Here is a 13,568-nt window from a genome sequence, read left to right on the forward strand (position 1 = left end):
GCGTCACTGGTCGCGTTTGCCGGTGAAGTCGGCCAGCGCACTCGCGTTCGCCGCCGCGCCCATCAACACCGCGAAATGTTCGTTCTCCCTTGCCGTCGCGGCGTCGATTCCCTCGCGGGTTGGCGCCGTCATCGTCTGCTTGACCGCCATGAGGCTGGCGATGGGCCGCGAAGCGAGGACTTCGGCGTGCCTGCGCGCCTCGGCCAACAACTCCTCGGGTGGACACACCTTCCAGGCCAGACCCATCCGGTGCGCCTCGGCCGCGTCCACCCATTCCGACGACATCAGCAGCCATGCGGCGTTCTGCCGACCGATCAGCCGCGGCAACAGAAACGACGACGCCGCCTCGGGCGCCACACCCAGGCTCGTGAACGGCGTCTTGAGCCGCGCGTCGGCCGACATGAAGACCAAGTCGGCGTAGCCGAGGATCGTCGCCCCGATGCCGACGCCGACGCCGTTGACGGCACAGATCAGCGGTTTGGGGAAATCGGCGAGCGCGTCGATCATCGTGGTGAAGTGGCTGCCCTGTTCGTTGAACGCGGGATCGGTGATGCGCCTTTGCATCTCGTTGAGATCGTTGCCCGCGCTGAACGCGCGTCCCTCCCCGGTCAGCAGGACGACCGCGACCTCGTCGTCGGCGGCCGCGTCCCTCAGCGCGGTCGCGGTCGCGAGGTACAACTCCTCGTTGAACGCGTTGAGCACGTCCGGCCGGTTCAGAGTAAGCGTGCGAATCCGGTTGTCGTCGGCGATCCGCAGGGTCGTTTCAGCCACCGCAGCAGATTAAGCGTTAGCCGTTGCTGTAGACCCGGGTGGGTGCGACGAGTACCACGGTGCGGCGCTGCTCTGCCATCACGCGGTCGTATTCCGCCCAGTCGTCGTGGGTTCCGCCCGCGGCTTGGAACACCTCCCGGAGTAGCAGTCGCAACCTGTCGGGGTCGGTGAGCCACGGTCGAGGATCGTCCGGCCCGGCGAGCTCGGCGTTGCCCTCGACGGTCGCCCACTGCCACCCGAGGCGGAAGGTGACCGCCAGCTGCGGGCGCGCGCGAAGGTTGGCCAGCTTGACCTTGCCGTAGGTGACGAAGCCGAGCACCGGTGCCCCGGTGTCCGGATGTGTCAGCTTGCCGACGTTGACCAGTGAGGCCTGAATGGTGCCGTCGGCGCGCAACGTCGACACCACGGCCAGCCCGCTCTCGCCCGCAGCCAGCGCAACGGCATCGTCGAGTGTGGTCATGACTCTCCTTGCACCGTAGAGGAGTTCGCGAAGGGCGTCCGGTACACGTAGCGGCTGGTCGGGACCGTGTCGACGTCGCGGTTCGCGCCGAATGCCGACGTGCTGGCCACCATGCGCTCCATGCGTCTGCGCAACTCGTCGTCATCGTCCGCGCCGAAGAACGCGTGCAGATCGGACAGCGCGGCGGAGGGGAACAGCTCCTCGACGATCGCCGAGACCGGCGGTGCGCCCGGCGTGAGGGCCCGCACGACGGCGTTCTGCGTATAGCCGAACGTGGACTGGGTTTCGATGGCCACGGGTGTGTGGTCGATGTGCCAGCGGGTCAACCAGGTCGCCTCGTCCAGGTCGGCGGGCCTGCGCAGCAGCGCGACGTTGGCGAATCCCTCCGTCCGCTCCCCCGGCGCGCTGTCCGGCGGGGCTATCGGGACCGATTCGGTGACCAGGTAAGCCGCCACGTCCTCGACCTCCTGCCGGAGTCTGGCCAGGGCTGCGGTGACCTGATCGCCGTAATGCTGCTGGGCCCAGAGGCTGACGAAGCCGACCACCGGTGGATCCAGCGTGGTGAGGGTCATCAGCGAGTCGCGGACCACCCCGTCGCGCACGTTCAGCGTCAGACCCGGAGGGTCAAGGCTCAGCAGATCCGGGACGACCTGGCCGTGCAGACGCGCACACCAGGCGTCGTCGGCGTTGGCCCGGCGCAGCGTGATGACGACTTTCTCCACGACGGGAACCTACCGCGTCTCAGCCGTCAGGCTTCCAACCGCTCGCGGATGCGGGTCAGTCGCTGCCTCAGCTCGTTCTCGTCGATAACACCTCGGGCGACCAGCGAGTGCGCCAGCGCCACCAGTTGGCTCTCGGGATAGGGCAACTGGGCGTAGCGCGTCGCCGTCAAGACGTCCTCTTCGTCTCGGCGCGCTTTGAAGTCGGGAATGTCGGCCTCGTATGCGGCCCGGTCGAGCGCGTCGCAGAGCCCGTCCAGGCTGGTCTTCCACGGCGGCACAGGGTTTTCCACCCCGTACTTCGCCGCCATCCGGGACCAGACCTGATTGCGTTCGACGATCTCTTCGAGCGGTGCGACCGTGGTCTGTTCGATACCGGGATCCGGTGTGCCGCTCATGCTTCCGAGGCCGGGTGGACGGCCGGACGGGTGTCCGTGATGACGTTGGTGGTGACGCCCGGCTTGGGCAGGGCGACGCCGATCAGACAGTCCCGCGTGACGATTTCGGCGAGTTGCTCCTCGGTCCAATCCTCGGTGCCCTCTGGACGCATGGGCATCACCATGAAGCGGTGCTTCTGATTGGAATCCTGCACGCGAACGGTCACCTCGTCGGGCAGATACAAACCGAACTCCGCCAGCACCTGACGCGGCCAGCGCACCATCCGTCTGCGGTAGTTGGGTGTGCGGTACCACTCCGGTGAGTTGCCCAGGATCGGGCGCGGATAGCAGGAGCACAGCGCGCACACGATCACGTTGTGCACGTCGGGTGTGTCGGCGAGGATCTCGAAAGCCGTGAAGTCGCTGGGTGTTCCGAACCCGGTCGGCTCCATCCAGTCCACTCCGACCTCCTTGCTGGCGGTCATGGGTTCGGCCAGCGCGAGCTCTTTGAACTCGGGATCCAGCCACGCCCTGGCGACGAGCGTAGCCGCGGGCGTCGGGCCGATCTGTTCGGCGAACTCGGTGAAGCGGCGATGCTCCTCGGCGGTGAAGATGCCCTTCTCGATGCACAGTTCGCGCAACGCGATCTCGAGGACCTCGAAGTCGGTGATCTCGTCGACCATCGGCGCCACGGTGCGATCGTGATCGTGATCGTGGTGTGTCATGAAGCGGCCTCCAGCCAGTGCTCGGGGATCTCGGTCTGTATGACGTCGTCGCCGGTGCCGGTGTAGCCGTGCCACAACTCCGACATGTTGAACCGCACGACGTAGAACCATTCCGGTTGGGCAGGGCGGTCCCAGGTTTCGTCCTCGGCCGCCGGACTTTCGTAGGCGACGGTCGCGATCTCACCGCGTGCGCCGCGTACGTATTCGGGTGTGCGGGTGTAGAAGATCACCGGTAATTCACGCACGACCACCGCATCGCCGACCTTGAACTTGGGTCCATCGGCCTGCCCGGCATAGACCTGCGGGTCGCCTTTGCCCACCGCGTGTTTGTGGTGGGCATTGCGCTTGACGTCTGCTCCGTCGCCTTCGAACTTCGGCTTGGCTTCCAGCTTCTTGCCCGCCAGCCCACCCTCGTAGCGGGCCTTGACCTCTGCCATCCGCTCACTTAACTCGGTCAGGCCGATGTGGTGCTTCTCGACGAGCACGCGGGCGACGGCCAACAGCCAGCGGCCGTAGTACGGCAGCCCCAAATACTCGGCTCGGCCCACATCGACGTTGCCGATGCGGCGGCGCTCCTCGGAAAGCCAGATGCCGCGCCAGGCCAGCACTTCGCAGATGACATAGGTCATGTGCTCCCAGAGTTCGTACTGCTTGTTCTCGTACTTCATGGGCGCATCCGGTTCCCCGCCGACATCGTGGACGGGTTTCAGATATGCGGTGATCCGGTTGTGATCGAGCAGATCCGGCGTCGGCGCATCCGGTAGTTCGGGATAGGCCGATTTCAACCGGGCCACCAGATCGAGTTGTGCTGCTCGCTCGGCCGCGGTGCTCATGACGATCCCCTTCGTTGCCCTGGCCGAGCCACCGTCGACGTGCACGGATCAACTCGGTGGTTCTCATGAGACGGGGTGCTCGTAATACGGAACGGCGGGCCGGCATCGGTTGTCGATTCGCGCGCGACAGCGGTATGCGCCACCGGCACCTCCGATGCTGTCGCCCCACCCCGTCGGCTGACTCTAACGCCCCACCCGCGTCGGCGCAGGCGAATCGACGACACCGACCACGTCTCGCCGGTAACGGGTTTGTGCTGTGGCACATGAGGTTTGAGCTCGCGGTGCCGGGCTGCCCGGCGGTGGCCGGTTACATCCCCGCAACATCGATAAATTGACGCGTGCGATGTCCCTGCGATGCCGCGCGGAAGCGTCAGAATGAGTACGTGAGCACCCGCAGCAGGGTCATCGATGCCCTCCGTCCGACCATGCCCGAACCGTGGGCGGTGGTCAGGAGCCTGCTCGGGGTGTTGGCGATGGCCTCGATCGCGCTGCTGTGGGACTCCGGGGCCACCGCGGTCTGGGCCGCCGGCGCGGGTGCGGTCGCCGGCGCCGTGGCCCTGCAGGACAGTCCCGGCGGGCGGATCGCCCGAGTGCTCATCGTCGCCGTGCAAATGGACGCGGCCGTTTTCTTCGGGTCCTTGCTCTCCTCGTTCGACGTCGTGTTCATCGTCGTGCTGGCGCTGTGGTGCTTCGGGGCCGGTCTGCAGTGGGCCGTCGGGAACAACGCGGGCATGGTGGCGGCCGCGGGCGGAGCGCTGTTCGTGATCGCGCCGCCGCTGTCTCCGTCGGTGTCGTCCGTCCTCGTCCCGACCGCCCTGACGATCGTCGCCGGTGCCCTGCAGGCGGGGTTGATCGCGCTCTGGCCGCCGCAGCGATGGCGCACTCAACGCGAGGCGCTCGCCGACGCATACGGCGCGTTGGCCACGGATGCGCGTCAGCTCGCCCACGATGCGGAGACACCTGCCGGTGCGACGCTGAAGCCGTCGTTGCGCGATGCGTTCATCGACACCCAGGCGGGCCGACGACCCGAGGCGTACCGAGGTGGGCACCGGTTGCCCGAACGGATCATGGCGACGCTGCGCATGCTGCGCGGCACCCCGGTCGGCGACCGCGACGACGTCTCCCGGGTGCTGGCGGCAGCGGCCGAGGTCCTCGACGCGATCGCCGATCACACCCACGTCGCGCGGCGTAACGCCGAGCACGGTCTGGTCCGGCTGGACGCCGCGGCGGCCGCACTGGACGAGCCGGAAAGCCCTGAGGTAAAACGGCTTTCCCAGCAACTGCATGAAGCGGCGGAGTTGCGGTTTCCCGATCTGTATCGGCCCGACCTGATCAGCCCCGCGCGCGGGGCGCTGACCTCCGTCCGTTCCCACATGAGCTTGACGTCACCGCTGTTCCGTCACGCCGTCCGGCTGTCCTCGGCGGTCGCACTCGCCGCGTGCGCGGACCGACTCGCTCCCGTGGCGCACGGCTACTGGATCGCGCTGACTGTGCTCATGGTGCTGCGCCCGGAGACCGCTCACACCTATACGCGCTGCATCGGTCGGCTTGCGGGCATCGCGACGGGGGTCGTCGTCGCGTCGGTGATCGTGATGGTGGCCCATCCCACCGGTCTGGTCGCCGCCGCACTTGCCACGCTGGGCCTCGCCGCGACGTATGCCGCGACCAGGACGGGATACATCGCCACCAGCGCGGCCGTGGCTGCTTCTGTCGTGTTCTTCCTCGAAATCGACGCCATCACCTCCGGTGCGACGCTCGAGGACCGGTTGTTCTCGATCGTCGTCGGCGGCGGGCTCGCGGTCCTGGCGCACGTCGCGTTGCCCGACCACGCGCTGACCCGGCTGCATCACCGCGCCGGGGAGCTCCTCAAAACCGAAATCGATTACGCCGCAACGGTGGTCAGGGCTTATGTCCATCCCCTCGATCGTCCGGCCGACGCGGTGTCATCGGCGTGGCAACACGCGTACCGCGCCCGCGCCGGCTTCGAAGCCGCGTCGGGTGCGACCCGGATGGAGTCCCGCGAGCTGCGCCGGTGGCTGCGGTCGTACCGCACCGCGCTGAACGCCGTCACCATTTCGTGCACCGCGCTGGAGGCCAACCTGCCGAACCGGCCGCCACCCACGTTGACTCCTGAGTTCGTCGCCGCTGTCGACGATTTCGTCGATGCGCTGCGAGGGGCGCCGCCCAATCCGGGGACACCGTGGACGGTGGACATCGCGGCCGTGACGGCCGCCTATCAGCAGGTCCGCGAGAAGGCCGAGGGGCTACCCGGTGACAACGGGGCCGCCCGCGTGCTGGTCGCCGAGATCGGCGCGATCACCCGTGCCTTGTCGGGGATCGCCGCTATCCGCGAGCCCACTTCGGCTCGATGAACACACCCTCGGCTTCCACTGTCACACCCTCGTCGTCGGCGAGATAGCCCGTCGCATAGGACTTGATGCCTTCGGACCTCGTGGTCGTCGCCTCGGCGTGCAACCGCCCGAGGCGCGTCGGGCGCAGATACCGCAGGGTGATGGTTCCGGTGAACCGGGGGTTGATCGAGTTGGCGGCGACCTCGCCGAGGATGTGGTCGAGGATCAGCGCCGAGATCCCGCCGTGCACATGTCCCGGCGGGCCCTCGTAGGCGGCGCCGAGTTCGAAGTCGGCGTACACGGTTCCGTCCTCAGCGTGCTCGATGGTCAACGGTGGTGCGATCGGGTTGCGCAGTCCGATCACCGGGTTCCCCCACGGCAGCCGGTCTCCGCCGGTGGTGAAGCGCACGCCGAAGGGTCCGTCGATCTGCCGTGATCGCAGAGCAGCTGTCGCGCCGTCGATCTTCTCGCGGATCGCCGCGACCGTGTCGGCGTCCATTTCGGTGCGGATCGTCGCGTCGATCAACTGTCGGACCGATTCGGCGAGCGGGCCGTAGACACCACGCAGCCGGTCGATATCCGCTGCGGACACGTCGCCGATGTCGGTGAACTCCACCACGCAAGAACTAGAACACGTTGCAGTGCGGGTTGTCGAATCACTCGTCGCCTTGCGCTGGAGCCGCAGAAGATGCTCGGGAGCTGCGCGGGTGAATTATCGTGCCGTTCATGAGCATCTCGCTCGGCGACGAGACCTACTACGACCTCGGGTCGTATCACCGGCCGATTGACACCCCGTCGCCGCAGGCGCAGGTATGGTTCGACCGCGGAATGGTATGGAGTTACGCGTTCAACCACGAGGAAGCGATCCGCTGCTTCGAGCGGGCACTCGCACTGGACCCGGGGTTGGGGATCGCCCGCTGGGGCATCGCGTACGCGGTAGGGCCGAACTACAACAAGGGTTGGGATGCCTTCGATCCCGTCGATGCGGCCGCGTCGCTGGCACGCGCGAGGATGGAGTTGCGACTGGCCGGCGACCATCGCGCATCACCGGTCGAGCGCGGGCTGATCGCCGCGCTGCAGACCCGTTTTCCCACCGACGACCCCGACGACACCCAGGCGCTCGAAGCCGGTGGCGCACAGTACGCCGACTCGATGGCGGCGCTGGCGCAGGCCCACCCCGACGACGTCGATGTGCAGGCACTGGCTGCCGACGCACTGGTGAACGTGACGGCATGGGCGTTGTGGGACACCAGAACCGGTGAGCCCGCGCCGGGCTCGCGTGTGGTGGCGGCCAAACGGATCCTCGACGGCGCGTTGGCCACCGCGGCGGGCCGTAGCCATCCTGGCGTCTTGCACCTCTACGTGCACACGATGGAGATGTCGGCGGCCCCGCAGGATGCGCTGCCCGCCGCGGACCTGCTGCGCGATCTGGTGCCTGACGCCGGCCACCTGCAGCACATGCCCAGCCACATCGACGTGCTGTGCGGCAACTACCGCGACTCGGTGGTGGCCAATCAGGCGGCCATACACGTGGACCGAAGGTTCGTCGAACACGAGGGGCCACTGAACTTCTACTCCCTGTACCGGGCGCACAACCTGCACTTCGTGGTGTATTCGGCGATGTTCGAAGGCAATTCACGCGCCGCGTTCGCCGCCGCCGATGAGCTGGCCGCCCAGCTCAGCCCCGAGCTGCTGGCGATCGAGTCTCCGCCGATGGCCGACTGGCTCGAAGCGTTCGTGCCGTTGCGCACCCATGTGATGGTGAGGTTCGGCCGCTGGGCCGACCTGATAGCCCAACCCCTGCCCGAGGACGCGCAGCTGTACTGCAGCACCGTCGCAACGATCCACTACGGACGCGGCGTCGCGCACGCCGCCACGGGCAACCTGGAACAAGCCCGCGCCGAACGCGAGGCGTTCGCCGAAGCTTACGACCGCATACCCGAGAGCCGATACCTGTTCAACAACACCGTGATCGACATCCTGGCGATCGCCGCCGAGATGCTTGACGGTGAGATCGCTTACCGCACCGAAGATTACGAGACCGCATTCGCGCATCTGCGGCGGGCGATCGAACTCGACGATGCGCTGCCGTACGACGAACCCTGGGGCTGGATGCAGCCGACCCGCCACGCCTACGGTGCGCTGCTGCTCGAACAGGGTCGCGTCGAGGAGGCCGCCGCGGTCTATGCCGCCGACCTCGGACTCGATCCCACGCTGCCCCGGCCGTGCCAGCATCCGAACAACGTGTGGAGCCTGCACGGCTATCACGAATGCCTGCAGCGGCTGGGCCGAGAGGCCGAGGCGGCGATCATCGGTCAACAGCTCACCCTCGCCGCAGGACGCGCCGACGTCGTTGTCCGCGCGTCCTGCGCCTGTCGGCTGGACGTGCCCCCGGCCTGCTGCGACTGATCCGTAGACTCCGACGTGTGGCCATCAGCGATGACGATCTCGCCCGCCTCGGCCGCTGCGTAGAGCTGGCGCGGGAAGCGCTGGAAGGCGGTGACGAGCCGTTCGGCTCCCTTCTCGTCGACGACGCAGGACGCACACTGTTCGAGGACCGCAACCGCGTCAAGGACGGGGACCGCACGCGCCATCCGGAGTTCGCGATCGCGCGCTGGGCGGCGGCCAACCTGACACCGCAGGAGCGGGCCGCCGCCACCGTCTACACCTCCGGCGAGCACTGCCCGATGTGCGCGGCGGCCCACGCCTGGGTCGGGCTCGGCCGCATCGTGTACGCCGCTTCGTCGGAGCAGTTGACCAGATGGCTGGCCGAATGGGGGGCGCCGCCACCGCCGGTGGTGTCGCTGCCGATCACCACGATCGCCCCCGACGCCGAGGTGGACGGGCCCGCCGAGCAGTTCAGCGAGGCGATGAAGACCCTCTACGAAGCGAAGTTCAAGCCATGACGGATTTCTCGCACTCCGCGGCCGTCTCCGAACCGGGCTGGGTCGAGCACGTGATCTGGTGGCATGTCTACCCGCTCGGTTTCGTCGGCGCGCATCCCGCCGACCCGCCGCCGGGGCCGGACGAGCATCGGCTGCTGCGCATCCTCGACTGGCTCGACCACGCGATCGAACTCGGCGCCTCCGGGCTCGCGCTGGGGCCGATCTTCTCCTCACGAACCCACGGCTACGACACCACCGACCACCTCCATATCGACCCGCGACTCGGCGGCGACGACGACTTCGACACGGTGGTCGAAGAGGCACGCCGCCGCGGACTTCGGATCCTGCTCGACGGCGTCTTCAACCATGTCGGAACCGATTTCGCCCACACCGAGTGGCTGCGCACGCGAGGCGACGGCGTCGACGTGTTCGAGGGACACGGCGACCTCTTGGCGCTGGACCACGACAACCCGGCGGTGGCCGACTACGTCGTCGACGTGATGACGCACTGGCTGCGGCGCGGCGCCGACGGATGGCGCCTCGACGCGGCCTACGCGGTCCCCGACCAGTTCTGGGCCGGAGTGCTCCCACGCGTTCGCGAACAGTTCCCCGACGCGTACTTCCTCGCCGAGATCATCCACGGCGACTACGCGCACCGGGTGCGTGAATCCGGCTTCGACTCGGTGACCCAGTACGAACTGTGGAAGGCCGCGTGGAGCGCGCTCAACGACGGCAACTTTCACGAGCTGGACTGGGCGCTGGTGCGGCACAACGAGTTTCTGGACACCTTCGTGCCCACGACCTTCATCGGCAACCACGATGTCACCCGGATCGCCAGCCAACTCGACGACATCCGCCACCTCGACCACGCCTTGGTGCTGCAGATGACGACCGGTGGTACGCCGAGTATCTACGCCGGGGACGAGTTCGCGTTCCAGGGCATCAAAGAGGAACGGTTCGGGGGCGACGATGCGGTGCGCCCCGAATTCGCGACTCCCCCGCTCGACGTCGACGAACACGGCGCCGACGTCTTCCGGTTGCACAAGTTCCTGATCGGGTTGCGCCGACGCCACGCGTGGCTGCACACAGCGCGCACCTCGCCGCTGCTGTTGACCAACCGCCAGTACGTGTACCAGAGCCGCACCGGAGCCGAGTCGCTGATCGTCGCGCTCAACATCGGCGATGAACCGCTGGCGATCTCGCTGCCCGACCTGGGATTCGATCGGGCGGAAGTCCTCGCGGGCTCGGGCGCACCGCCGTCCGAGGTCGTCACCACCTACGAGGTCGGGCCGCACGGCTGGCTGGTCATCGCTCCTCGCTGAGCAGTTCGACGGTCAGCGGGTCGGGTTCGCCGTCGTAGTATCTCGTCAACACGCGGCTGAAGAGCGCCTCGTCATCGGGGTCCTCGGCGGCGCGGCTGAACAACGTCATCGACGAGCGGACCTTGAGGTTGTCCGGCCACCCGAACAAGCCGTCGGCCGACGGTTGGTCACTGCGGGCGACCAGGTCCGCGCACTCCCGCAGGCGCGGACCGAGCACGTCATGGGCGAGGTACGCCCGAGCTTCGGCGAGGGACCCGATCCCGTACCGCTGCGCGGTCGGGCTCCTACCCAGCCCGCGCAATTGGGGGAACACGAACCAGATCCAATGGCTGCGTTTGCGGCCGGCGCGCAGTTCGTCGAGCACCGTGGCGTACACGCGTTCCTGGGCGTCCACGAAGCGCTGCAGGTCGAACGGGTCGCCGGATGCCGATCTGTCTTTCGCCATGTCATCGGCCAGTCTGACAAGCTAACCTGTGCGATTCAATGACGACTATGAGCGACACGCCGACCGAGGCGCCAAGATGACGCGCCGTCGCGTCCCACATCCGCGGGACCTGGCGCCGCTGCTGCAGTTCAAGAAGCCCCAGCTGAACGCGACGCACCGCAGGCTGGCGTCGGCGCTGACGATCGAGGACCTGCGCCGCATCGCCAAGCGACGGACTCCGAAGGCGGCGTTCGATTACACCGACGGCGCCGCCGAGGACGAGCTGTCACTGGCTCGTGCGCGACAAGCTTTCCGCGACATCGAGTTTCACCCCACCATCCTTCGTGACGTGTCGAGCGTCGACACCAGCGCGACGGTGCTCGGCGGTCCCGTCGCGCAACCGTTCGGCATCGCGCCCACCGGCTTCACCCGGCTGATGCACACCGCGGGCGAGACCGCAGGCGCCCGTGCCGCCGCGCGGGCCGGCATCCCGTTTGCGCTCTCGACGCTGGGCACCGCATCGATCGAAGACGTCAAACAGGCCAACCCGCACGGACGCAACTGGTTTCAGCTGTACATGTGGAAGGACCGGGACCGGTCGATGGCCCTCGTCGAACGGGCCGCCGCCGCAGGGTACGACACGCTGCTCGCCACCGTCGACGTGCCGGTCGCCGGGGCGCGCCACCGCGACACCCGCAACGGCATGTCGATCCCGCCGACGCTGACGCTGCGAACGGTGCTCGACGCCATTCCCCACCCGCGGTGGTGGTTCGACCTGCTCACCACAGAACCGTTGTCTTTCGCGTCGCTGGACCGATGGCCGGGCACTGTGGCCGAGTATCTCGACACCATGTTCGACCCCACGGTGAACTTCGACGATCTGGTGTGGATCAAGAAGCAGTGGCCGAACAAGTTGGTGGTCAAGGGAATTCAGACGCTCGACGACGCCAGGGCCGTCGCCGAACTGGGAGTGGACGGCATCGTGCTGTCCAATCACGGTGGCCGCCAACTCGACCGCGCGCCGGTGCCATTCCATCTGCTGCCCAGTGTCGCCGCCGAGCTCGGCGACACGACCGAGATTCTGCTGGACACCGGGGTGATGTCCGGCGCCGACATCGTCGCTGCCATTGCGCTCGGTGCGCGCTTCGTGCTGGTGGGTCGCGCGTACCTGTACGGGCTCATGGCCGGCGGCGAGGCGGGCGTCGACCGGGCCGTCGAGATCCTTTCGCATCAGGTCAAGCGGACAATGCAGCTACTCGGGGTGAGGTCGCTGAGCGAGCTGGGGCCGCGGCACGTCACGCAGTTGCACCGGCTGCAGCCCGGCGTGGCGGACCCGTCGCGCGATTTCTCCTGAGTCACTCTGACCACACAGGTCACAGCCGGTTTTCGTGGTTCGTGAGTCCGCGCTGAGTCGTAATCGTTAGCCAACCGCGATGTGGCAACCGCATGTCGGGTCGACATCGGCGGTGCGAGTGCGTGTTTCATTACTCACGCACAGCAAACGGCAATTGCTTGTGGAAGCGATGAAAGGTGGGTTGGTTGCCGTTATGAAGATTTTGGAGAGGTGCCGGGGTACCGGTACAAAACTGTTTCGCCGAATGGCGGTGGCGGCGTTCGCCGTGGCGGCGCTGCCCGGGCTGATCGGCTTCGCCGGGGGTTCGGCCACTGCGGGAGCGTTCTCGCGGCCCGGGTTGCCCGTCGAGTATCTCGACGTGTTCTCCCCCGCGATGAACCGCAATATCAAGGTCCAGTTCCAGGGCGGTGGACCGCATGCGGTGTATCTGCTCGACGGCCTGCGCGCCCAGGACGACTTCAACGGTTGGGACATCAACACCCCGGCCTTCGAGTGGTACTACCAGTCCGGGCTCTCGGTCGTCATGCCGGTCGGCGGACAGTCGAGCTTCTACACCGACTGGTACCAGCCGTCGCGGGGTAACGGCCAGGACTACACCTACAAGTGGGAGACGTTCCTGACCCAGGAACTCCCGGCGTGGCTGGAAGCCAACAGGGGCGTGTCGCAGAACGGCAATGCCGTGGTGGGTATTTCGATGGCCGGCAGCAGCGCGCTGACGTACGCGATCTACCACCCGCAGAAGTTCATCTACGCCGCTTCGCTGTCGGGCTTCCTCAACCCGTCCGAGGGCTGGTGGCCGATGCTGATCGGTCTCGCGATGCAAGACGCGGGCGGGTACAACGCCGAGAGCATGTGGGGTCCGTCATCGGATCCGGCGTGGAAGCGCAACGACCCGATGATCAACATCAACCAGCTGGTGGCCAACAACACCCGCATCTGGATCTACTGCGGCACCGGTACGCCGTCGGATCTCGATGGCGGCGCGGCCGGCCAGAACCTGATGGCGGCCCAGTTCCTCGAAGGCTTCACGTTGCGGACCAACGTCACCTTCAAGGACAACTATGTCGCGGCGGGTGGCACCAACGGGGTGTTCAACTTCCCGGCACAGGGGACTCACAGCTGGGGCTACTGGGGTCAGCAGCTGGAGATGATGAAGCCTGACATCCAGCGGGTGCTGGGTGCACAGGCCAGTGCGTAACCGCACCGCATAGATCCACCCACACAGGGAGCCTGCCGTTTACCCCGAACGGCAGGCTTCCTGCCGTCTCGGGGGTGTTTCGCGGTGCGCGTACACCGCGCGACGGGTGAGGGAACAAATCAGGTCATCCCAAGGTTGAGCGCAACAGA

General features: G+C 67.2%; 14 protein-coding genes. 6 read left to right on the forward strand and 8 right to left on the reverse strand.

Going from position 1 to position 13,568, the window contains the following annotated elements; translation table 11 throughout:
- Positions 1 to 3: 3 nt before the first annotated feature.
- From A5790_RS11520 to A5790_RS11545, 6 genes are read right to left on the reverse strand one after another with little or no spacing between them, the layout of a single operon-like run.
- Entirely contained in the window at positions 4 to 771 is a 768-nt protein-coding gene (locus A5790_RS11520; protein ID WP_066843825.1) for an enoyl-CoA hydratase/isomerase family protein, read from the reverse strand.
- A 16-nt stretch (positions 772 to 787) separates the two neighbouring features.
- A complete protein-coding gene (locus tag A5790_RS11525; protein WP_066843828.1) occupies positions 788 to 1,231 on the reverse strand; it encodes a TIGR03618 family F420-dependent PPOX class oxidoreductase in 444 nt (147 codons plus the stop codon).
- Positions 1,228 to 1,953, reverse strand: coding sequence for an EthD domain-containing protein (locus A5790_RS11530; RefSeq protein WP_066843830.1), 726 nt, complete (start codon positions 1,951 to 1,953; stop codon positions 1,228 to 1,230). Before A5790_RS11530 ends, A5790_RS11525 begins: the two co-directional genes overlap by 4 nt.
- Positions 1,954 to 1,979: 26 nt before the next feature.
- Entirely contained in the window at positions 1,980 to 2,348 is a 369-nt protein-coding gene (locus A5790_RS11535) for a thiocyanate hydrolase (protein WP_066843832.1), read from the reverse strand.
- Positions 2,345 to 3,052, reverse strand: a complete 708-nt coding sequence (gene scnC, locus A5790_RS11540) for a thiocyanate hydrolase subunit gamma (protein WP_066843834.1) — start codon at positions 3,050 to 3,052, stop codon at positions 2,345 to 2,347. Before scnC ends, A5790_RS11535 begins: the two co-directional genes overlap by 4 nt.
- The gene (locus A5790_RS11545) at positions 3,049 to 3,885 is read right to left on the reverse strand and encodes an SH3-like domain-containing protein (protein ID WP_066844164.1); all 837 of its coding nucleotides are present in this window, start codon (positions 3,883 to 3,885) and stop codon (positions 3,049 to 3,051) included. Before A5790_RS11545 ends, scnC begins: the two co-directional genes overlap by 4 nt.
- 425 nt (positions 3,886 to 4,310) lie before the next feature.
- Between A5790_RS11545 and A5790_RS11550 the strand changes: the two genes are divergently transcribed.
- Entirely contained in the window at positions 4,311 to 6,257 is a 1,947-nt protein-coding gene (locus A5790_RS11550) for an FUSC family protein (protein WP_156656369.1), read from the forward strand.
- On the opposite strand, the gene A5790_RS11555 is transcribed toward A5790_RS11550, so the two are convergent.
- Positions 6,229 to 6,855 carry a PaaI family thioesterase gene (locus tag A5790_RS11555; protein ID WP_066843836.1) on the reverse strand — a complete coding sequence of 209 codons (627 nt, stop codon included), beginning with the start codon at positions 6,853 to 6,855 and terminating at the stop codon, positions 6,229 to 6,231. The genes A5790_RS11550 and A5790_RS11555 overlap by 29 nt on opposite strands.
- Before the next feature lie 107 nt (positions 6,856 to 6,962).
- Here A5790_RS11555 and A5790_RS11560 point away from each other — a divergent pair, with 107 nt between their 5' ends.
- The 3 genes from A5790_RS11560 to A5790_RS11570 are packed head-to-tail and all read left to right on the forward strand — an operon-like array spanning position 6,963 to position 10,443.
- Positions 6,963 to 8,645 carry a tetratricopeptide repeat protein gene (locus A5790_RS11560; RefSeq protein ID WP_066843839.1) on the forward strand — a complete coding sequence of 561 codons (1,683 nt, stop codon included), beginning with the start codon at positions 6,963 to 6,965 and terminating at the stop codon, positions 8,643 to 8,645.
- Positions 8,646 to 8,662: 17 nt separating this feature from the next.
- Complete coding sequence (locus A5790_RS11565) at positions 8,663 to 9,142, forward strand: nucleoside deaminase (RefSeq protein ID WP_066843842.1); 480 nt, start codon at positions 8,663 to 8,665, stop codon at positions 9,140 to 9,142.
- Positions 9,139 to 10,443, forward strand: coding sequence for an alpha-amylase family protein (locus A5790_RS11570; protein WP_066843845.1), 1,305 nt, complete (start codon positions 9,139 to 9,141; stop codon positions 10,441 to 10,443). The genes A5790_RS11565 and A5790_RS11570 overlap by 4 nt, the downstream gene beginning before the upstream one ends.
- Here A5790_RS11570 and A5790_RS11575 read toward each other — a convergent pair.
- Positions 10,427 to 10,888, reverse strand: coding sequence for a DUF1810 domain-containing protein (locus A5790_RS11575; protein WP_066843848.1), 462 nt, complete (start codon positions 10,886 to 10,888; stop codon positions 10,427 to 10,429). The two genes, A5790_RS11570 and A5790_RS11575, sit on opposite strands and share 17 nt — an antisense overlap.
- A gap of 76 nt (positions 10,889 to 10,964) precedes the next feature.
- On the opposite strand from A5790_RS11575, the gene A5790_RS11580 reads away from it, so the two are divergent.
- The gene (locus tag A5790_RS11580) at positions 10,965 to 12,221 is read left to right on the forward strand and encodes an alpha-hydroxy acid oxidase (protein WP_066844168.1); all 1,257 of its coding nucleotides are present in this window, start codon (positions 10,965 to 10,967) and stop codon (positions 12,219 to 12,221) included.
- 193 nt (positions 12,222 to 12,414) lie between these two features.
- Positions 12,415 to 13,419 carry an esterase family protein gene (locus tag A5790_RS11585; RefSeq protein ID WP_066843850.1) on the forward strand — a complete coding sequence of 335 codons (1,005 nt, stop codon included), beginning with the start codon at positions 12,415 to 12,417 and terminating at the stop codon, positions 13,417 to 13,419.
- Positions 13,420 to 13,568 lie beyond the last annotated feature (149 nt).

Source organism: Mycobacterium sp. 852002-51152_SCH6134967 (assembly GCF_001667105.1).
GTDB classification, from domain to species: Bacteria; Actinomycetota; Actinomycetes; order Mycobacteriales; family Mycobacteriaceae; genus Mycobacterium; species Mycobacterium neumannii_A.